At 62.0% G+C, this 21677-nt stretch carries 17 protein-coding genes; 1 reads left to right on the forward strand and 16 read right to left on the reverse strand.

Annotated elements, in window-relative coordinates:
• Positions 1-118 precede the first annotated feature (118 nt).
• The gene (locus tag ABDX79_RS16255; protein WP_346221360.1) at positions 119-271 is read left to right on the forward strand and encodes a hypothetical protein; all 153 of its coding nucleotides are present in this window, start codon (positions 119-121) and stop codon (positions 269-271) included.
• 47 nt (positions 272-318) lie between these two features.
• On the opposite strand, the gene ABDX79_RS16260 is transcribed toward ABDX79_RS16255, so the two are convergent.
• The 16 genes from ABDX79_RS16260 to ABDX79_RS16330 form a co-directional block, all read right to left on the reverse strand.
• Positions 319-1845, reverse strand: coding sequence for a class I SAM-dependent methyltransferase (locus ABDX79_RS16260; RefSeq protein WP_346221361.1), 1527 nt, complete (start codon positions 1843-1845; stop codon positions 319-321).
• A complete protein-coding gene (locus tag ABDX79_RS16265) occupies positions 1842-3065 on the reverse strand; it encodes a glycosyltransferase family 4 protein (RefSeq protein ID WP_346221362.1) in 1224 nt (407 codons plus the stop codon). The genes ABDX79_RS16260 and ABDX79_RS16265 overlap by 4 nt, the downstream gene beginning before the upstream one ends.
• Positions 3062-3685 (reverse strand): class I SAM-dependent methyltransferase, encoded by a 624-nt coding sequence (locus ABDX79_RS16270; protein ID WP_346221363.1) that lies wholly within the window; start codon positions 3683-3685, stop codon positions 3062-3064. Before ABDX79_RS16270 ends, ABDX79_RS16265 begins: the two co-directional genes overlap by 4 nt.
• Positions 3686-3820: 135 nt before the next feature.
• Complete coding sequence (locus ABDX79_RS16275) at positions 3821-4753, reverse strand: hypothetical protein (protein WP_346221364.1); 933 nt, start codon at positions 4751-4753, stop codon at positions 3821-3823.
• A gap of 29 nt (positions 4754-4782) precedes the next feature.
• Complete coding sequence (locus ABDX79_RS16280) at positions 4783-7914, reverse strand: glycosyltransferase (protein ID WP_346221365.1); 3132 nt, start codon at positions 7912-7914, stop codon at positions 4783-4785.
• 63 nt (positions 7915-7977) lie between these two features.
• Complete coding sequence (locus ABDX79_RS16285) at positions 7978-8856, reverse strand: calcium-binding protein (RefSeq protein WP_346221366.1); 879 nt, start codon at positions 8854-8856, stop codon at positions 7978-7980.
• Positions 8857-9197: 341 nt separating this feature from the next.
• Positions 9198-10472 carry a replication initiator protein A gene (locus ABDX79_RS16290; RefSeq protein WP_346221367.1) on the reverse strand — a complete coding sequence of 425 codons (1275 nt, stop codon included), beginning with the start codon at positions 10470-10472 and terminating at the stop codon, positions 9198-9200.
• A gap of 412 nt (positions 10473-10884) precedes the next feature.
• Positions 10885-12291: a methyltransferase domain-containing protein gene (locus ABDX79_RS16295; RefSeq protein ID WP_346221368.1), complete on the reverse strand. Its 1407-nt coding sequence runs from the start codon at positions 12289-12291 to the stop codon at positions 10885-10887.
• Complete coding sequence (locus ABDX79_RS16300; protein ID WP_346221369.1) at positions 12288-13265, reverse strand: Rossmann-fold NAD(P)-binding domain-containing protein; 978 nt, start codon at positions 13263-13265, stop codon at positions 12288-12290. The genes ABDX79_RS16295 and ABDX79_RS16300 overlap by 4 nt, the downstream gene beginning before the upstream one ends.
• Positions 13266-13440: 175 nt before the next feature.
• Positions 13441-14493: a rhamnan synthesis F family protein gene (locus ABDX79_RS16305; RefSeq protein ID WP_346221370.1), complete on the reverse strand. Its 1053-nt coding sequence runs from the start codon at positions 14491-14493 to the stop codon at positions 13441-13443.
• A 10-nt stretch (positions 14494-14503) separates the two neighbouring features.
• On the reverse strand, positions 14504-16261 hold the full coding sequence (locus tag ABDX79_RS16310; protein WP_346221371.1) for a class I SAM-dependent methyltransferase: 1758 nt from the start codon (positions 16259-16261) through the stop codon (positions 14504-14506).
• Complete coding sequence (locus ABDX79_RS16315) at positions 16248-17168, reverse strand: glycosyltransferase family 2 protein (RefSeq protein WP_346221372.1); 921 nt, start codon at positions 17166-17168, stop codon at positions 16248-16250. Before ABDX79_RS16315 ends, ABDX79_RS16310 begins: the two co-directional genes overlap by 14 nt.
• A gap of 694 nt (positions 17169-17862) precedes the next feature.
• A complete protein-coding gene (locus ABDX79_RS16320; RefSeq protein ID WP_346221373.1) occupies positions 17863-18231 on the reverse strand; it encodes a hypothetical protein in 369 nt (122 codons plus the stop codon).
• Positions 18123-18371, reverse strand: coding sequence for a hypothetical protein (locus ABDX79_RS19760; RefSeq protein ID WP_463671188.1), 249 nt, complete (start codon positions 18369-18371; stop codon positions 18123-18125). The genes ABDX79_RS16320 and ABDX79_RS19760 overlap by 109 nt, the downstream gene beginning before the upstream one ends.
• A gap of 34 nt (positions 18372-18405) precedes the next feature.
• The gene (locus ABDX79_RS16325) at positions 18406-20448 is read right to left on the reverse strand and encodes a TonB-dependent receptor domain-containing protein (protein WP_346221374.1); all 2043 of its coding nucleotides are present in this window, start codon (positions 20446-20448) and stop codon (positions 18406-18408) included.
• A gap of 220 nt (positions 20449-20668) precedes the next feature.
• Complete coding sequence (locus tag ABDX79_RS16330) at positions 20669-21514, reverse strand: sugar phosphate isomerase/epimerase family protein (RefSeq protein WP_346221375.1); 846 nt, start codon at positions 21512-21514, stop codon at positions 20669-20671.
• Between the last annotated feature and the right edge of the window lie 163 nt (positions 21515-21677).

Genomic DNA, 21677 nt, shown 5'->3' on the forward strand with positions numbered 1-21677 from the left:
GGCGAAGGGATATGCCGTCCGCCCCAAGCCCCGCCTTTAAATCGAGGCCAAACTTATCCCCGGTACACCGGCGTTGATCGACACTGGCGCGTGAGAGAATTCACATGCGAGGACGATAATGACCGACGGCACCCCTTCGATCGGCCTGCCCTACATCATGGCGAGCCAGGCCCAGAAGCACGTGACCCACAATGCACTTATCGAAGCGATGTGGCAGACCGACGCCGATCTGAAGGCACGCGTGACCGCGCTGGAGGGTAAAAGTGGCTGATGCCGAGTTGAACCGAAAATGCTCTCCACTTTTGCAAGACAAGCACCTCACGGCTCGATGCCGAGGCGTCTCCAGAGATCGAGCCTTGCAGCGACGGCGCCGGTATTGGCTCTCGAACCGGTCAGCTGGTCGAGACTGCCGCCCTCGGGCAGAACCGTGAGGACATGGTCGGCGATGGCGTCCGCGAGATGGCGCGCAAACGCCGCCTCGCTCTCGCCGGGCCGCTCTCGCCACGAACGGTAAAGCAGCTGATCGACCGGATCGATCGGCAGCGCTCCGGACAGAAGCGGCGAGGCGAGAAAGGCGGTCTCCACGGGCTTCGGCGTCTCGTCCAGAAGAGCGGCGTTGAGGCGCCGGGTCCGCGCCGTCAGATCGTCGGTAACCGTTTCGGCCCTTCGGCAGGGATGGGCCCTGCCGGAATGGACGAGCAGCGTCAGATAATCGAGCCAGTTCTCCTGTGTGAAAGCAACGCTTCGCCCGATCTCGTCGACGCTCTTCGGTCCCCCGCGCAATGTCGTCCAGACATTGCGGGCCATCTCCTCGGAATAGCGGATCTCGCCGACCGGAATGGAAAAGGCCGTCGGGGGCTGGGGAAAGTCGGCGATGGCGGTGAATTGCGTTCGCGACAGGTGCCGAAGCCGCTCGTCGGGCGAGATCCGCTCGGCGCCACGGCCCCAGACATCGCGCCGAAACACCGTGTTGGTGATGAGATCGCGCACATATTCCTTCAACCGCCAGTCGGAGATCGCCGCGAGCAGGGTCTGCAGCTCGCCCGACATCACGAAGCGGTCGACGTTATTGGAAAACAGGGTCGATCCGACATAGCCGAGCTTGGCCGGCGCGAGCGCATCGGCGACATCCGGAAAGGCGTGCGGCGTCCAGCTCTGATTGAGGTATTCGTGCGCCAGATAGCGCACGTCCTGGCTTCCGATGCGTTTCAGATGAGCGGAAAAGCCCTCATGGGCCGCGAAATAGCCGGCCTTCGCCTCGCTCAGTTGCCGGGCGAACTCGATCGCCTCGCCAATCCTCTGATCGCTGCGCCCCCTGGCTTCCTCGGCCTTCGCGCGCAAAAGCCGCTGGAGCGGCATGAGGGGAGCCCAGCCCGGCATTGCATTATAGCTGAGAAAGACGAGACCACCGGGCGCGACGAATTTCGACAGGATAGAGACGATGTGATCGCGATTGGACGCGCTCACCCAGCTGAAGACACCGTGCAGAGCGACGAAGTCGAAGGGCTCGTGGCGCGCAGTGTCGGCCGAAAAGCTCTCGAAATCGGTTTCGCGCACCTCGACATTGTCGAGACCCGCGGCTTCGATCAGCCGGCGGGCGGAGGCGACGTGTTCGGGATTGAAGTCGATCCCGAGAAAGGTGGAATCGGGATGGGAGGCGGCGGCCGTGATCAGGCTGAGAGCGCGTCCGCAGCCAAGCTCCAGATAACGGAAGGGCCTATCGGGATCAGGCGGCCGAAAGCCCTGAAGAAGCGCCGTCAGCGCCAGATAGCGGGGCGTCAGTTCGCGAAAGTGGGTCCGGGTGTATCCGACATCCGTGATATAGCCTTGTCCCCAATCGCTCATACCGTCTTTCCCTGCCGAACATCGTCGATGAGCTTCAGGTAGCGAGGAAGCGAGACCGTCTCCAGGTCGAAGCTCTCGATGCAACGCTCGCGGGCCTTTCTGCGAAGCGGGGCGTAGGCCTCGGGGTTCGCAAGGACGTCGACGAGACGCTCCGTCAGCCCCTCGATATCGTGAAAATCAAACAGAAGGCCGTTTTCCCCGTCCGTGATCACCTCCTCGACCGGCTGCGTCTTCGAGGCGAGAAGGAGGCATCCGCTGCTCAACGCCTCGAGGCAGGACCAGGAGAGAACGAAGGGAAAGGTGAGATAGACGTGGACGGCCGAGACCTTCAGGATGCCGACATACTGTTCGTAGGGAAGATGGCCGAGAAAATGGACCCGGGACAGATCGAGCCCGGCACCGACCTCGTCGAGAAGGACGTCCTTCCAGGAGCGTCCGCTCTTGTGGTGCGAGCCGTAGCTGACCCCTTCGGCCCCGACGATCAGGACGCGGGCATTGGGGCGGCGGCGCAAGACCTCGGGCAGGGCCCGCATGAAGATATGGAAGCCGCGATAGGGCTCCAGATTGCGCGCCACATAGGTGATGATCTCCTCGCCCGCGTTGAACCGCTCGCCCTTGGCAATCAACAGCGCCTCTGGATCGGGCGCTGCGCGAACGGTGTCGACGCCTTCGTGGAGGACGGTGATGCGCTCCTGCATATAGGCGGGAAAGCCCGATTTCTGCCAGGCCGTCGGCGTCACGCCCCAGTCGGCAGTCTGGAAGGCGAGAAGCGGGATGGCGTTCTTGGCCCTGATTCGCGGCGGATCGTCCTCGTTGACGATCGCATCCCGGTCGAAACCGACATCGGCACCGTCATAGCGGTAGAAGAACTCGAAATAGGCGAGCACCGGCGTCTGCGGCCAGATATCCTTCAGGAAAAGCGTCTCGCCCCATCCGCAGTGGCCGACGACCACATCGGGATGAAAGCCTTCGGCGCGCAGGCTCCGGCAGGCCTCGTAGACGGCCTGTCCGTTGAGGACGCCGAATTCGAGATCCGACAGGTAGTGATGGGTTTCGGGCGAGGGCGAGCGATGGCGCTGATAGACGCGCACATCGACCCCCGGAAGAGGCTTCATGAGAGACTGGGTCAGAAAGACGACGCGGTGTTCCTGCGAAACGAGGCGCAGCGCCACATGGGCGAACTGGGCCGGCGCATTCTGATGCACGAACAGGACATTCATATGCCGGGCGTCTCGCCATAGGTGCGCAGGTCGTCGGACCAGTCGCCGAGAGGCTTGGTCGCCTTGGCCTGGATTTCGAAATGGGTCGTCCGCTGGACGACGACCGGATCGAAGCCCGCCTTGTGCAGGTCCTCCCCGAGGCGGTTGGGCGTGAAACCGCTGCGATGGGCCATGGCCGTGCGCCCGGCCGCGATCGATGCGCCATGGCCGTAAAGAATATCGTGCGGCGTGATGGGACCTGCCGGAGAGGTATAGAGTGGTTCGGTAAGCCCGCCCGCAGCCACCGCGCGGGCGGCGGCCTCCACATCCGGCACGAAGGCGAAGAGCGTGCCCCCGCGTTTCAGGACCCGGAAGATTTCACGGGCGGCCGTCTCCGTTTCATGGGCAAAGAGATGTTCCAGAATATGGGAGCACCAGACGGCGTCGAAGCTGTCGCTCTGCAGGGCGGACAGATCGGTCGCCGTCGCCACCACGTCCGGGGCAACGTTCGGATCGACGTCGGCGCGCACGACCTGCCAATTGCCGCCGCTGACGAACTGGGCCGTGAAGCGATCGTCCGCCCCCGGCGGTCCGCTTCCCACATTGAGCACTTTGGGCAGGGGATGCTCTTCCAGGGTCATGGAGGATCGTTTCCTTGAAAAGGTTGATGGCGCAAAATCCTGCGACGAGGCTTGCGCGTGGCCGAGCCGGGTATGGCGATTCCAAGGCCGCCGTCCTGACCCTACCGCGAGCTCTCACCGCGATCGCAGGTGCGATCAGAAGATCCGTTCGTGATTGTCTTCGGTGCGGCGCTCGACGATAAAGACCCGCAAGGCTTCCAGCGCGTCGCCGATGCGGTCGGACCGCAAGGGCGAACCGTTCTGACCCTTGGCGCTACGCCCACCGCTGACGAAGGTTCCCTCATAGCTGACATCGTAGCGCTGCGCCGCCTCCCCCGTCAGACGGATGGCGATCCCGGTGAGCGCCTGGCCCATGCCCCGACTGCCGCAGATCTCGCCGCTGCGGATCCAGGGCGTCTCGACGCCATTGGCCGTGACGGCCTTATATTCCAGGCTGGCGCGGGAAATGCTTTCGAGCGGGGTGATGGATACGGCCTCGATCCAGTTTCCCTGGCCCTGAAGACCGGCCCAGCCGAGGTCGGAGACACGCATGTCGCCATAGCGCTGTACATGGACGAGAACCTCGCAGCGAAGGACGTTCTGGCCCATCAGGCTGCCGGGGGACTGCGCAGGCGTGCCGTGCCGAGCCGTTTCGTTCCGGGACGTTGCGACCTCAGGACGGCTGGAAAGGCCGGGTGTTGCCTGCGCGCCGGAAAAGGCAAGGGCGGGCTGCGCCGACGCTTTCGGGGCATCCGCGTCGATCCGCTGGAGATTGATGCCGATGGATGCGTCCGGGTGATCGGCCGGCTTCAGGGAGATGAAGGCAAGCGACGCCTCGCCACCTGTGATGCGAACGACAGCCGCCTCGCCGACGCGGGACAGCAAGGGCGAGGTCTTGGAGCCCAGAAGGTCGACATGGCCGTCACCGGCAACCGGAACGATATGCAGCGCCGGAAGTGACATCTTATCCTTCGCGTTCAGGAAACGGTTTTCGGTGATGGTGACCGAATACAGCCCCGGAGAGAAGGCGAAGATCTGCGTCGAGGAGCCGACCTTCTCAGAAGATTTCGCGGGATGACTGGCGTCCATGAAAAGATCCTTTGTCCGATTCCATCACATCAATGACGGCGTTCGAAAGTTTGTTCGGTGGTGTTCTTAGCCTTGACGGCGAAGCCTGTGAAGGCGGGACGCTTCCAGGCAAGCAGAGCATCGTTTACCATGGCGGGCGTCGTTTCGAGCGGCAGAAGTCGGCCGCCTCCATGGTCTTTTATCCGTTCGGCGATCGAGCCGAGATCGAAGGCAAGCACCTCAAGCCCGCTCCGCCAGACATCGCTCAGCGTATAGGACCATGTCTCGGGACAGACCGAGGGGAGAAGCACCAGTTCTGCATGTGAGGCGGCGAGCAGCGTCGGCAACTCATCCGCTTCATAAGTTCCGGTGACGAACACCTTGCGCGTCGCGAACAGGGCATGGTCGTCCTCGCTGTTGCCGAGCAGAACGAAATCGAGCGGCAACCTGCGGGCCTTCGCATCCTCGGCGCAGGCCTTCAGAATCTCGAAACCCTTGTGAAAACCGATGGCGCCCGGCACGGCGACGACAAGCGGCTCGGCCTCCCGGCTTCCCTCCACGTGGGCGATGCGGGAGAGCGGCCGGACCTCGTCCCAGGGGGTCACCGTCATCGTTTTCTTCCCCAGAAACGGTTCGAGCCGGGCGGCGACGTCACGGCAAGGCACGACCACTCGTCCCGCACCCGCAAAGAAGGCTCGACTGCGCTCGCGAAGCTCGGCGACCGAAATCGGTTCATGGGAAATCGAGCCGAACGATGTCACGCACTTGACGCAGACGGCAGCGTCCGGCGCTCCGCAATATCGCCCCGATCCGTCGACCAGGGCCATTCTCGGACAGATCCATGAATAATCGTGGACGACGATCTCGTAGGGCACGTCGAGCAGGGCGGGCAGATCGAAGATCCGGGGATGGTGATGGAGCATGTGGTGAATTTCGAGCCGCTGGATATCGAGGCTGCGCAGGAGGCGAAGCAAGGCGTCGAATTCGTCTTCCGCAAAGACCAGGTCCTCGAGATCGGGTTGATCCTCGAGTGTCAGCTTGCACCGCCCCGGTTGGGTTTGATCGTCTTCCGGAGCAGGCGGCAGGGACCGAAGCGTCAGAACCCGGTGACCCTGCGAGGAAAGCACTTCAGCCCGCTCGCCGACATGGGTCGCAACCCCTCCGCTGAGTCCCATGGTGACCAGAAGAACCGCCGGCGGCCCGGCTTGCAGCCGGGCAAGGTCGATGCGGCGGCGGGCGGGAGCCAGGGGATCGTTTCCGATATGGCGCGCCACCAGCGCATCGTAGCCCGGATACAGCCGCTCGATGAGCAGGCCATTGCGATGGGACAGGATCTTTCGCTGGGGCCCGAAGGACCGCTCTCCCAGATGGCCGACGAAGACGTCGGCCGCGACGACGTTCCGGAAGCCGAGGGCCGAGGCGCGCAGGCAGAAATCGTTCTCCTCGCCATAACCGCGGCCGAAGGAGAGATCGTCGAGACGCCCGACGGCGGACAGGCAATCGGCCCGCACATAGAGGCAGTGGCCGACACCGGTCGGAACGTCGACGACGTCGCCGGGATTGGCCTTCGCGACCACCCTGTCGATCGCCGCGATCGTTTCGGCATTCTGGTCGCGGGTTCCGGCTGCATAACCGGCGATGCTTCCCGAGGGGGCTAGTGCGGTAACGGTGCCGATATCGGGGGCGCGGTGGCAGGCCGCCGTCAGACGGGTTAGCCAGTCGCCGGCGACGATCGAGTCGGCATTGAGAAGAACGATGTCGAAACCCGCAAGCATCTCCAGCCCGCGATTGACCGAGCGAGGATAGCCGAGATTAACGGTGTTGCGCAGGAGTTCAATCCGGCCTTGCCGTTCGAGTTGGGCGAGATCATCCGACAGATCCGGATCGGGCGAGGCGTCGTCGATGACGAGGATGCGAACATCCGATGAAACCGTATCGATCACCGAAGTGAGGCAGGCAAGCGTCTCCTCGCGACCGTCATAGACGGGCACGAGAACAGCCCTCGGCGCGTCAAGAACCGGACCGGACGGGTCACGCTCCCGCAGCCCGCCACGACCAGCCTCGATCGGCGCTTTGGCGATAGCCTCCCAAAGGACGCCGTCGTCGCGCATGCCGGATCGGATGCCGGAGCGTCGAAAGGGAGCGAGCGCAAGAGCTTGCCTCGATCGACCTTCTATCATCTGGGGTGAGCCCGAGAGGGACACGCCCAGTGCTTTGAAGGCGATCCGTCCCGGCTCAAGTTCGTGCCGCTCCAGCTCGAACGTGAAACCACAGGACCAAGACGAACTTCCGAGCGACTGGGCAACATCGCTCCGCTCCTCAGCTGCCAGCGTGAGCGTCCGCCCCTTTGTATCCTCAGCCACGACGTTCAGAGACCGGTCTGGATCACCCGGTGCCCAGGCCCAGCCGCCGATGCCGTTCTTGTCTTCGCCAACCATACCGCGCACGACGGGCCGGGCGGGAAGCGCAATCGGCGAGCCGAGCCATTCGTGATCGGCGCTGAGCAATCGCAGTCGCCCCTCGTCCGGCAGGGCGCGGTGGGATAGACGCAGCCTCAGGATATCGCCAGCGTCTTCGAATTGCGCGACATCCCGAAGAGGCCGCCTTCGCTCCGGTTCACCGGCCTTGCGCCAGGCGATTTCGGCCTCAGGCAGGTTGTCGGGGTGCAGCGCGCCCACAAGGCCGCCCTCCCCCGTGACCGAGATCCAACCTCTGAAGTCCGGTGAACAGCGCAGGACATGATCAAGCTGCGCGATTGCCTCACCCGAGAGCGCTCCCAGCAGAGCCAGGGAATTCCCAAGGTCGTGAAGGGCTTCGGCGTCTTCGAGAGCCTCGGCGGCACGCAGGCCAACCGTCAGGAGGGTCGCGTCCGGGCCGCACGTTGTTCGCGCCTTGCGCAGGATTGCAAGCACGTCTCCGGGGCGTCCGGCAGCCCAGGCGATTGCCGCGTTCAATGTAAGGTAATCCAGGCGTTCCGGCCGCAAGCGCATGAGGCGCATGCCATGGATCCAGCCCGCGCCGTAATCCTGACGAGCCAGATCGATGCGAACGAGACCGGCGACCGCCGTGAGATGGTGCTCGTGAACGGCAAGCAGATCGCGTGCCAGTCGCTCCGCGGACGGGTCGTTCGTGCTGATGAGGCCGGACAGTGCCGCAGCTTTATCGGAAAAGACGAATGCCATAACGTCCCAATAAAAAGGCTCGCACCGAAGTGCGAGCCCACATTGCTGCCACTGCTGGCAAGATTAGCCGAGCAGGATGTTCCCGCGAAGGGCGTCGACAGAGGTGTTCTGGATCGTGACCGAGATACCACCGTTGAAGTTCAGCGTGACAGATCCACCGCTGACCGATGCGTTCTGCAGAAGCGCGTCGACGCTGGTAACGCCAAGGCCCACGAAGGCCAGGGTGTCCGCCGTGCCGCCAGCACCGAAATCGGTGATGACATGCTTGCCACCCGTCGAGTCGAGCTTGGTGAACAGGAAGAGGTCCTTGCCTGCACCACCAGAGATCGTGCTCTGACCCTGCGCCGCGACGATCGTTTCCGCACCAGCGCTACCGAAGTAGACGTTCTGACCGCTGACGAAGCCCGTCGTGGACCCGGCCGAGCCGGCGATCGTGTTCTGACCACCAGCGATGACACCGGTGTCGCCGGTTCCGACGAAGACGTTGTTCTGGCCACCGAAGACGCCGATGACATCGGCACCCGCGCCACCATCGATCGTGGACTGCCCCGAAGCCGCGATGATCGTGTCATTGCCAGCGCCGGTTGCAAGGAAGTACTGCCCGCCGCCACTTGCAGCCGTACCGATGAGGTCGCCGCCTGTCGAACCGACGATCGTACCCGAGCCGGCACCACCGGCGATGGTCGCGGGCTGGTCGGCGACGACGAACGCGTTGGCCTGGCCACCGACCTGAACGACGGAGTTGGGAAGGTCAACGATGGTGACCGAGTTGTCGGGACCGCCGGCCAGGACCGGAGACGATGCCGAGCCTGCGTTCTGCGTCGTGTAGACGCCACCAGTAGCACTCCGGCCGTTGAGGATTGCCTTCGTTGCATCGGTGATGGACGGATTGCTGTTTACTGCAGCGCCGGCATTGGTCGTGCCGCCAGAAACTGTTGCCATAGGAGGCCCCTCGAACAGGTTGAATTGACTGATTGTCGAGTGTGACTTAGCACCAAGAATGCTGCATCGCAATCTATAAAATGCAACGCCGTCTACTTTTGCTGTCGTTTACCAGTCGATCATCACGGCCTTACAGGCGACCAGAGATGAAGTACGCGTTTTTGGCAACTTTTGACAGAATAGAATCGGTGTCGCCATGCGTGACAATCACTGAGACGCAGGATGTGATGTACGAAATCTTGGCATGGTCAATTGGTGAATATTAGCAGGAGGGTCAAAGCGCCCGATGCTTGTTCGACGCCATAGGGAAGGGTCAACGGTCCGCGCGAGCAGCCATTTTGTCAAAAATCCTGGGAATGATGTACTTGATTTTGACAGGATACGGTGACCGATATGTCCGGTGTCTTCGTGTTGCGTTTCTGGAGAATGAGGATTTGCGCCTCGTGCTCTGGTTCAAGACGCAAGTCGTAGTCCGGAAGAAGGTCGGTCTGGCACTCCTCGACAAGACGCTTGATCACACCCCTGAATTTTTGAAATGAAAGGGAGGACCCGCTTCTGCGATGCACATCCTCGAGGCTGTGGATCGCCGTGCCCTCCCCGGCAGACTTGCAGGCAAGCCGGTAAATGAACTTGGCCAGTGGCCTCGTGATCAGAAAATAAGCCGGGTTGAGTGTCAGTACGGACTGCTTTTCGCTCGATGCGGTCACCCCATCGTAGACCCAGCTCGGAATTTCGATCTCGACCCGTTCGACCCGGTTCTGCTGAGTTCTCGAAACGACGCGGAAGCGACCGATCAGGGGAAAGGACTCCGTCTCGCGACGACCGCCGTCCTTCAAATTGGTGATCTTGATGCGCGTCGCCTGAAGGCGATCGAGGGATTTTTCCAGCTCCAGATATTGTTTGCCACCGGAAGACCGCTGGCAGAAGCTCAGAATGTCGCTGAGGGTCGGACGATAGATGCGAGGCGGGAAAGGAAGAGCGAAGCCTTTGCTTCTGGCAGCCTCCATGGCCTGCATTTCCGCTGCGAGATGAGAGACCATGTGAATGAAGATGTCGTAGTCGTAGGCCGTGGCGAGGCCAACTTGACCGCCCCCCTCGATGGTCACCACGCTGTCTTCGAGCTCGTAGCGCAGAACCTTGTCGTTCACGGACTTGGAAAGGGAGAATGGAGCGATGTCCATCAGGTCCAGCTCGTCCTTGACGGACGCGGCATGTCCCAAAGGCACGAAGAACTGAGCGCCGACCTCGACCGGCCCGCTTGCCGCCGTGACGGGGGAACCGCTCGTGGCTTGTGTCTCCGGTTCTGCAGCTGGTTTCGCTCCGACCTCGACCAGGCCCAGTCGAATAGCATCCGCATAGGATCTGAGGGATTCCTCGTCGGGGCTCATGTCTTCGTCGCGAAGCTTCAGGTCAGCAATGCTCCGGCGCAGGTAAAAACGCCTGAGGCGGCTCAGCTGGTCCTTGCCCAACGGACTGCGATGTATCCCGCTGACCGACTGAATCTCTCGGACAAGGGTGTGCAGGTAAGCGTTTTTCTCGTGAAGGGAGAGCTTGGAAAAAGCCTCCCGGTCAAGAAGCTCCAGCTTGTGCTGCCGAGCCGTACCGTCGTCGGACAAAAGACTCTCCTGTTCGATCCGTTGGAGACAGGCGAACACTCGGGTCAGAACCAGAAAGACGGCAAATGCCCGTGCCGCTTCCAAGTCTTTCCTGGCGATTCACTGATCGCTTCCTGACAGCAGGTCAATATCAGCGATCCAGGCGCAGCAATTCCGTTTGCAGATAACGCTTCTTTTTATCATTTACCAAGCGTTATGTGACGTTTTCCGCACAGGTCCCCGTTCGCAAGACACCAATGCGAGACCCGTTACGTTCCCCGCAGCCCGTGCGGCGTCTGAGCATCGCTGAAATCCGTTCTGGCGAAGCGATCAGATTGATTTCGCATGATTACGTGGGGTTGAGACTTGGCCACGGTTCAATTCATTTGCCCCGTGGTATCATCCGTCCGGTCATCCCAGATTGCGGAAACACTCAGGCACCGCTGCGACTGGCACGGTCAGCCTGCGGATAGTTGCGCGCCAGCGTATCGCTCGCCGAGGGGTCGACCGGCCAGCGCACACTGTCCGCCTCGATATGACGCGTCTTGCGGGCGTAGATATAGGCATTGCCGTAGCCATGGTTGAACGGCATGTCGACGAAAGCGCCGCGCCGCTCTTCCGGATAGAGCCAGATCTTGTTGACCATGCCCGCATCGATGATCTCGAAGCCGGTTTCGGGGCCGAAGAGGATTTTCAGCGCCTCGTCGGAGAAGCGCCAGAAATCGTTCGGCGTCTCGTGCAGGGGCCAGGTGTGGGGGGTGCTCTGGAAGACGAGACCGCCGGTCTTGAGCGAGCGGTTGACTGCGGCCGCGAAGAGCCAGGGATAGGCCAGGTGTTCCATGACCGAGAGCGAGAAGATCGCATCGACGCTCTCGGCCCCGAGAAGATCGTCGAGATAGTGGGCATCACCCACGACGTCGACATGGTCGGACGCATGGATGTCGACGCTGAGGAAGCGTCCGGCCTTCGGCATGTAGCGGCGCATCGCCTGGCTCGCATCGCCGACCACACGGCCGCCGACCTCCACCACGGTTTTCTCCGGATCGTCGGCGGTGCGCACGAAATGCTTGAAGGAAACCGCTGCCTGGCTCTCCTCGCCGCCCTCAGCGGCCATCGCCTCGGTCATAGCCTCGTCCCATTCGTCGCGGCCTTTCCATGGGGTCGGCTGAAGGTCGCCGCGCGGCAGAGTGAGGGGGAGAAACATGGTTTCGTCGCCGGTTTGCCAGGAAATCCAGACCGGCGTTCCAACGCGCCAGGAAAGATAGCCGGTGAAGCGCGCGCGATCCTCACTGAGCGATTTGATGTCGAGGCCGGCGCTGTCCTCGCCGCAGATGAGACGCGCGGCGGCGATCTCGGCGGCAGGCCGTGCGATCTCGCCCTCGACGAAAAGCCCGTTCTTGTCGCACCAGAACCGCTTGGCGGTGACGAGAACCTCGCTCGCCGCCCGCTTGGGCAGGCAGGGAATGGATATCGGTTCGCGCTCGGCGCCGGCCAGCCTGTCGAAGGCGTCCCAAAGGGACCGGGCCGAGTGGGCATCCGCATCGAAGGCCACCGCCAGATCGAGGATCGCACCCTTTTCGACCGGCATCGGCGTGAAGGAGACCGGCACGCTTTCGCCAAGGGCTGTTTCCTGAAGCGACCAGGATGCCCGCCGGCTTGCGCTGCTCGCCCTGTCGCGGATCAGAAGGTCGATCTGGCGCGCACCCTCGGGCTTCGTCCCGAGCGGCAGTTCGATTCCGCCGAGCCGCGCGACATCGCACCGGAAGCGTTCTGCGATCGCAAGACGGGGCCCACTGCCGCGACCGAAGGCGGAGCGAAGGGAGGTAACGAGTGAAGTCATAAACGGATCGAACCTGAGTTTGAAGCGGCAGCACCCATGATGCCATCGTCGTTCAGAGACATGCGGGGGGCAGGCGACGAACCTGACCGCGACTCAAGCCCCTCCCGCCTGGGCAAGACATCGTCTCCGCTGTGACCGGGTGGCGGGAAATGCGGACGGAAGGGACGCGGTTCGAAGCCCAGCCGTTGCCAGATCTCGGTCCCGTCATAGGCTTGATCGGCGTTGATGCGGTTCGCGGCACCGACTGTGTAGGTGGATCCAAGAAGGCGGGCTATCCGCAGCCCCGCTTCGATCGCCTTGACGGGGATCGGAATGATCCTCGCCCGGGGTTCGGCCCGCGCCACGATACGCTCGACCATTTCGTGATAGGGCATCGTATCCGTACCGGGAAGATCGTAGGCTGGCTGGTCGGCGACCTTGTCCCAACGGGCGAGAACCGCTTGGACGGCACCGGCGACATCGTCGGCATGTATAGGCTGGCGCAGTCCATTTCCCGGCTTTGCGATCGGAACGATCTTCAAGCGCCGGGCCATGCGGGCGATCGTCGTAATATTGCGGTCTCGCAATCCGTCATAGATGAGGGTCGGACGCAGGACGACGGCACCGCCCGGCCCGCGCGCTTCTGCAAGAACAGCCTCCGCCTCGGCAAACGCCCTGGCTTCCTCGACTTCTCTGGGATCGGACGATCGGATCTTTGAATGAAGACTGGTCGAGCCCAAGGCCACGATTCTGTCGGCACGTTCGAGCCGCGGCAAAAGCGTGACGAAAACGGAAAGGGGAATGAGGGAGATGACGTCGTCACCCTCTTGCGCGAGCGGAGTATCGGCGCCGAAATCCAGATGACGAAAGCCCGTCTTTTCACGGGCCTTCTCAGGGCTGCGCGTCAGACAAACCGGTTCTTCGCCCGCCATGCGAAGCCGCGAAACGACATATGTACCGACAAGGCCCGAAGCACCGAATACGATTGTTGACAAACTACCTGTATCCCTCTCCGGAGACTGGAGCACGAGATGCGATCACTCGAATCGGCACCCACACCCTCGTTTATTGATTGCGCATCGGATTTTCCGAAAGCCGGTGCCCACCTTTCGGCACGGTCTATCAGGATGCGGGGTGCATATGGCCGGCGCAGACCGGCCATATGATCAATCACACTGTCCGGTTTTTCAGCGTCAGTTCAAGATGTTCAAGGATCATATTGGTGTCGTAGTCGGAATTGGCTTCCACCACGGTTTCCCAATAGCTCAGGAGCGGAATGCGAGCCGGGTTCTTCTGAAGGAGTTCGCGCTTGATGAAGGGGAATCCCATCTTCGCGATCAGGTGATCCCAGAAGAAATGCGTGGCGTTGAGGGGAACGCCCGCATCGATGGTCTTGTACATCTGGCGAACGAAAGATTGGCGAACCGGATCGAGCTTTTCGATGGCCCCCCCTTCGACGACGGCGCGCACGAGGCTTTTCGCGCAATCGCGATAGGCGAAGGCGGCCCGGCAGCGCAATCGAGCGCGGATCATGGCCCGGGACAGACCGACCTCGTAGCGGCGCACCACCCAGGTCTTCGACTGGACGTAGCGAACACTTTTCCAGAAGCGTGAGAAAGCCTCGGATCGTATCGCGGCGGCGTGGAAGAGCATGAAATAGCTCTGGAGGTGATAGTTGAAGTCCCAGCTATCGGTCATGCCCCAGACATCGGCGTCCTGAGGGTTCATCCGATCGATGGACGCCCCGATATGGTGGATCGGACCGTAAACGCTGTCATTGACGAGAAGCAGACGATCAAGGGCATGAAGATCGGGAATGAGCTCGATTCCGTCCTTCCAGGCGCCGAAATCATAGCCGACATTGCGGCGCTCCACGATGAGGGCCGAGATTTCCTCGAGCCGCTGAACGTCACTCGCCTCGATCGTCTCGGAATTGCTGACGAAGACGATCTCGAAACCCGACGCATGAAGCTGATAGAGATAGTACATCAGGAATTCGTGCACGTGTCCCCGGCGGTCGAAATGCACGACGACGCAGACATCACGAGCTCCCTCCAGGCTCCGCTCCCCCGGACGGACCTGACGCACGAAGGGCCCGGTCCGCAGGAAGCTGGCCAGATACATGATCCGGGCAAAGCCGAGCCGCACCCAGCCCCAGAAGAGCTGGAGAGGAACGCGTAACTGCAGCGGAAGACGAAGCATGGCGCTCACGATTCTGAACATGAAACGCCCCTCACCGGCTCAGTCCGTAGTCGCGGGCAAGCTTGCGTACGCGCTCGGCGACCTTGGGGTCGGGCGTTCCATAGGCCTCGTCCGGTGTCAGCAGCGGCTCCATGACCTTCTTGCCATGGGCCCGCTCGCGCCCCTTCAGCGCCGCCAAGCTCTCGTTGTAGCGCACGACCCAGACGAAGGAGCCTGCTTCATGGGCGCCCTTTGCCAGGCGATCGAGACGTTCACGGGCCGCGCCAAAATGCTGCATGGCCCGTTTGGGAGAATTGCGATGATTGAGTTCAAGGATTCCCAGGGCAAAACCGGTGGAGACGCCGATGGCGTCTTCCGTCAGATCGGTCTTCTCGATGCCAGCAGCAAGGCGGTCGGCAGCCATGTGGTGGCTGTCGCCGACCAGCGTGACGAAAACGTCGCGGCGCAGATCGGCAAGAATCCGCGCGGGCATACGTTCCCCGAGCTGGTTCGTTTCCTCCGCCAGGCGATCGATGGCACTGACCGCCCGATCGGGATTCTTGCGAGCGCCCAGAGCGACGGTGCGGGCACGGGCCCGCCAGCCCAGCTCCTCGGTCTCGCCGTCGTCGGAGCCGATGTTTCTGAGAACAGAGCGCACGCGATCGGAGGCCTTCGCCGCGGCGGCGAAGCACGCGGCCGCCGCATCGTTTCGCTCGCGTGCGAGCGCCAGCATGCCGGTCATGTAGAGAAGGGTCGCCAGATTGAAGGGATGAACCCGGTAGAGATCGTCCAGCGAACCTGGCAGCGGGCCGTCTAGCGGCATCGTGCCCGGCGCGTCGAGATCGAGCCCCCAGCGTGAGGACAGAGCGGCGCGAAGCGGTTCGAGAACGCTTTCGCACGCATCGAAGTCGCCAGCATTGACGAACTCCTTGAGGAGCCGCCCATACATGCCGAGCGACAGGGCGCTTGCCTTCTCGGCCGAGGAGGCGACGCGCTCGAGATAGTCGCGATAGGCAGTCCGGTCGAGAGGCCGGGTAAAATCTGCGTCGCAGTGCTTGCGTGAGGCGGCCGCGCGCAGGGAATGTCCCCAATCGGCTACCACGACGCCTTCGAACCCAGCTCTTCTCAAAGCTGCCTCGAGCCCTTTCGGCGAGAACAGGATCACGTGATAGCCGGCACTGAGAAGCGGGGCGAGGGTCGCGGGGCTCGTGTCCGGCCGGACCGCGTCGCCATTCGGGGTCGTCAGAAGAACGGTGCCGGTTTCGGTCAGATGGGCGGCGAGAACCGCGAGAAACGGGTCGGGATCGGCAATGTGCTCGATCACTTCGGAACAGAGCATGAGGTCGACAGACTCGCGTTCCTCCGCGTTTTCCAGCGATAGATAGGCCCCGTCGATGGAAGCGCCCAGAAGGTCGCGCCCGAGCCGGGCGGCAGGGCCGGGATCGATGCCATGGGCCTTCCAGCCGAGAACGCGGGCCGCGAAATCGACGGAAAAGCCGAAGCCACACCCGATTTCGAGGAAGCGCTCGATGTTCTCGTGTGGCACGGCATAGAGCGAAGCGAGCATCACATCGATGCCGGCCCCCTGTTCCTGATAGAAGGAGAGAGCGGCGTCTCCGCCCCAGACCGTTTCATAGGCCGGCTCCTCGAAACCGGGAAAGAAGGCGCTGCCGCAGGCTGCGCAACGCTCCAGCGTCAACTCCTCCTGAGGCGGAAGCGCCGAGCGGATCTTCAAGACCCTGTGGGTCTCCCCGGTCGCATGGCAGGCCGGGCAATGTCGTTCCGGTCCACGCCCATCAAGCCATTCCATGACTGCATCCTTTATCCGTCTTGCCAAACATGCGTGCGATCAGCGTCCTTATGAAGCCTCGTGTCAGGAGCGATCCGTAGATAGCAAGCCACACGAGACGCAAAGTCGGCCACGGCCAGGTTTTCGCATAGAATGTTTTGAAATAAATCCATAGCCCTCGACCCTTGAGCCGCTCCACGACCAGCGGCGTGACGCGGCTCGTTCCCCTCACGTGAACGACGTCGACGGATGGGACGAAGACGAGACGCGCTCCCATCTGCCTCAGCCTCAGGCAGAGATCGAGATCCTCGAAATGCAAAAAGTAGCGCTCGTCGAAGCCGCCGACGTCCGCGAAGGTTTCGCGCGGCATCAGCATGAAGGACCCTGAAATCGCGTCGACCTTGATCGGCTCTGTGGGCAGGGGCTCGGCGTTGAGGTTGATCCGAAGATGGGCGGGAACCACGCGATCGGACAGAACGGTCGCAAGGGCCTCGACGATACAGCGCGACGGAGTTGGTTCGTTGCGCCGCGCGCCCACCTGCTCGAGCCCCCGTTCGTCGACCAGCCTCGGGGTTGCGCACCAGTCGCCCCCCTCGGCACCGACGATCTCGGCCACCGCCGCGGCAGCACCCCCAGGCACCACGCAATCGGGATTGACGAAAAGAAGATGACTGCCCGTGGCCGATCGCGCGCCGAGGTTGCAGGCGATGGCAAAGCCGATATTGCCTTGGTGAGAGATCCAGGTCAGGCGATCGTTCAGGCTTTTCTGGCGCTCGATAATATCCCGCTCAAGCGGTCCCGAGCCGTTGTCGACAAGGATAACCTCGCAGATTTCTGGACAGGCATTCAGCGATGCGAGGCAGTCTTCCAGGATTTTCCCGGTAAAATACGTGACAACGATTGCCGAGATGGACAGTGTTTCGGTCATAAGCAATGTCCTGAAACGTCATTTCGGCCAGAAATGCAGCGCCTCATGCGTCGCCGGCCACAAAAGAGATCGCTCGCATTCTTGTAGAATTCCTTCCTTCAAATGCAGATACAGCGCCTTTGAAGACCATTTTCAGGGTCGCATCGGCAACTTAAGCGATCAGGGCCACGCTCGTCGTCTGTGCGATTTGAGCATTCTCCCATGCGGCATGCCATAGATTGAGGCAATAGTTCCAGACCCCATCAGACGTAGCCGCGGATTTTTGAAGATCGGGATCAGCGGAGCACTGCCGGCCTCTGTCCCCCGCCAGCGCCTATCGCACAGATTTGAGGTTGTGATGTGAGCAGGATCTGGGCTTCTTCATCGTGACAAAGAAACGAAGATGACCCAAATGCTTCAATCCAAAATTGGCCGCCGATGGTACCTGCCGAACAGGTGGTAAAAGACGTTCGGCGTCAGACCCACCGGCGCTTCTCTGTAAAAGACGAAATCCGCATAGGTCTCGATGGCCGGAGTGGCGAGGAAGGCGGCTGCCCGGTCGCTGTCCGTCGAAACGGAACAGGCGGCTGGCCCCATCGCGCGGTTTGCATTCGAACAAGACGGGACGCTGGAAGACACATGATTTCAAAAGCACGACGACCGCCGCATCCGGAAGAATGCGGCGGTCGATAGTCGCTGGAGCTTTTGACGGCGATCAGGCCGGGTTGAAGTCGTAGGGATCCTGCTGAACCATCTGGTGGTTCATGGCCATATCGAAGTCGGCGCTCGCGAACTCAAAGAGATCGTTGGCGGACGCTTCGAACTGGGATCCGAAGGAGGAGGAACCCGGGAAGGTATGGGAGAAGACACCGCTGCAATCGGCTGCGTCGGCATCGTCCATCGACACGAAGAGCGCATCGAAGGCTTCGCCGCCATCGGTCAGGTCGACCTCGCGATCGTCGAAGACCACCCTCTTCACACCCCGCAGCTCGACGCTCTGATCCTGGCTCGAGAGTTCGAAGGACCGGAAGCTGCGCGAACCCGTGTAGTCCGTGCTGTTGCCGGCAAGAACGACCGTGTCCATGCCGCGCCTCCGACGATGATGTCGTCAGCCGAACCACCATCCAGCGTTTCGTCACCAGCCGTGCCGAAGAGGATGTCGTTCTCACGCGTGCCTTCCTCGCCGATCAGATAGTCGACGCCGCCAAGGCGAAGCGCTTCCACGCCGGTCAGCGTATCTGAAGAAGACGCTGGCGCGTCAGAAGGTGACGCGGGTCGAGAAGCCGAAGGATCGGCCGGGGCTGAGCAGCGGCTCGACCGTCGAGAACTCCTGCCCGTATGTGCCGCGTTCCGCGTAGGCCTCGTCGAAGACGTTGTCGACTTCGGCGCGGAAGCTCACATTCTCGAACTGCGGAGGGCTGTATTCGAGATAGGCGTTGACGACCGTGTAGCCGCCGAGCGAGCGGTTCGCCAGATCGGGATCCGTCGGATCGAGCGAGGGCGTATCCTCGTCAAGCGCGATCTGGGCATCCGCACCGAGGGTGACGCCGTAGCTGTCGAAACGCTGAACGGCGGAGACGGTGAACAATTCGCCAACCGGTGCCGTGAAATAGGTGCCGAGGAAGGAATCGACCGGAGCCCCGTCGATCTCCGTATCGGTGCTCGTGAACGTGCCGCGTACGTGGCCGGTCAGCCAGTCATAGCCGAGCGCGACGTCGTAGCCGGTGCTGAGGAAGTCCGCCGTCGCGTTCGGATTGCGGAAGCTCGGCACGCGCCCGTTCTCTATTTTCGTTCGGAAGACCTGCGCGTCGAGCGTGAAGCCGAGATGTTCGACGCCGAAGCCCGCGAACGCGTTCTCACCGCGCACCGGATCGATATCGGCATAGATCCAGTTCGGGTTCTGGATGAAGTTCTCGGCGAGCGCGATGCCTCCGAAATTGTTCGAATAGCCGCCCTTCAGGGTGAAGAAATCGGTGAGGTCGTATTCGAGCGAGATATTGCCGCTCGCCCCGGTATTCTCCTGGTCGTTGCCGTTGACGCCGGTGAAGATCTGGTGATCGACGCGGCCGCCGAACGAGACGAGCAGCGGCTCGATGGGGCGGAGTCTCGCCTGGGCGAAGCCGCCGAAATTGTCGGCCGATTCTTCCGTTCTGTACCGATCGACCTCGCTCACGAAGTCGGCCGTGTCCCGATAGGCGTCGACACCAACTTTTACCGTTCCATTCTCCAGATGGAATTCGTTCGCGACCGTTCCGCTGAAGCTGTCCGTCGAAGCGTCGTAGACGATCTCCTGGCGGCTGCGCAGGCTTGTCTCCGTCGTCGACAGATCGGTCTTGGAATAGGCGAGCGTGATCTCCGGATCCCAATAGCCGGTTGCGAACACGTTCTCGTAGGACAGGACCACGTTTTGCCTGTCGATGTCGTAGGTCCGCGACTCCGGCACGGGCCGTCCGCCGAGCACATTGCCGATATTCGCCCGGTATGGCCGGACGCCATCATCCTTCACACGCTCATAGCTCGCTTCGAAACGGTCCCCGGAAAGACTTTCATAGGCCACCTTGCCGAGGCCGCTGAGGAGGTCAACGCCGCTATATTCCACAGTGTCGCCATTGCCGTCCTCATAGTCGTCGCCTTCGGCCCAGTTGAGGAAGCCCAGCGCCTCGAACCCGTTCGCTCGCCCGTAGAGGCTTCCATAGGTATTCACGGTTTCGCTGTTCGTCTCGTAACGTCCTTCGACATAGCCGCCAAAACTGCGACCCTCCTCGAGGAGGTCGTCGACATCGACCGTCTCATAGGCGATGGAGCCCGCGATCGCGCCGGGGCCAGCGTCCGCGGCTGCAACGCCTGCGTCCACGCGTGCCGCCTTCAGGAGGCGCGGATCGATGACGGTGGTCGCATTGTGGTGGAAGATCTTGTTGTTCTGGCGCGCGCCGTCGATCGTCACGGCGAGGTTGGTCTCCTCGACGCCATGGACATAAACCTTCTGGTTGAACGTGTTCGTTCCGCCAACCGTGATGCCGGATTCGCGGCGGAAGAGTTGCTGCACCGAAGTCGGGCTGATCTCCTGAATTTCGGAATAGTCGATCACTGCGATGGTGTTGCCTTCAGAGACATCCGCGATCTCACCGCCCTCGTCGATGCCCTCGCCGCCGGCCTCGACGACCACAGTATCGAGAAGGATTGCGCCTGGATCCCCGGTCGCGGACTGGGCGAGCGCCTGCGAGGTGAAGAGGCCCAGCAGCGGGGCGGCGGTCAGAAGGAAGGTGCGATGCAAGCGTGCCGTCGCCTTTTTCTCGGTCATGGAAATCCTCTCGACTCGAAACTTGAGGTTCGCGCGCTGTCGATCTGATCGATGCGCGACCCGTCTCAAAAACATGACTCAAAAAGTCAGATTCAAGCAAGCCCGAGATGTATCGGAGGCCATGTCCTGTTGCGGCGATACAAGGAAACTGGAAGCCTTCCAGTTTTCAGGCCGGCCCCGACGGGCCGCAGAGCCCCCGGGGCGGCGGGTATTGCCTTTCTCAGGCAACCCGCAGACGCGCGTTTACCTTGTTCGCATCTCCCGATGCCAAAAGCCCTTCCAGCCGACGGTAGCCCTCGACGGCAACGCCTGCGGCCCGCTTCGTCTTCAGCGAATCACTGAAGATCTCGAGCGAGAAGGGCCCCTGGTATCCTGTCGCGAGGACCGCCGCGACGAACGCTTCGAGGTCGAAATCCCCTTGCCCCGGCAGGGAGCGGCTGTGCCGGCTCCACTGAAGATAATCGACGTCGAGCCATGGGGCGTCGGCAATCTGAACGAAAACGATCTTGTCGCCGGGGATGAGCCGAAGGGTCTCGCTGGGGATGCGTCGTGCGAGCGAATGAAAACTGTCGAGAACCAACCCGACGCCGGGGTGGCCGGCCCGCCGCACAATGTCCCAAGCCTGGTTGTGGTCGCTCGTGTGGCGACCCCAGGCCAGCGCCTCGTATCCGATGGAAAGTCCATGTCGCACCGCCCGTTCGCCGAGGTCGTGAAGATCGGCGGCGGCGCGATCCGGATTCGGATCGGTAAGCTCGGAGACATTCGAGCAAACGAGAAGGCGTTTCGCTCCAAGTTCGTTCATGATCTCGAACGCGCGCTCGGCTCTTTCGAAGGCAGCCGATCTGAACGGTTCCGGCATCGCCTCGAATTCGCGAAACGGCTGATACATCGCGATCTCCAGCCCGAGGTCGCGGGCGAGCCTTGCGGCCTCCCGTGGTCCCGGAGCGAAGGCGGCGAGATCGTCCTCGAAGAGCTCAACGAGAGAAAAGCCGGCTTTTGCGATCGCTTCGAACGTCTCGGTGAGGGTCTCGCCGAATGTCACGGTCGCCATTCCTAAAGGCTGCATGGCTTGATCTCCTTATGCGCTCGACGGAAATCGGTCCGGGAAAATGCCCGCCCGACGGCGCGCCAATGACCGATCCGCATGCGCGGCGCAAATAACATGATTGTTTTTATCATATTTATTGCATCACGCTCGAAGTCCGTCTACCCAGCGCGAGCCGGCTGTC

The organism is Fulvimarina fulva (genome assembly GCF_039652615.1).
Classification (GTDB): Bacteria; Pseudomonadota; Alphaproteobacteria; order Rhizobiales; family Rhizobiaceae; genus Fulvimarina.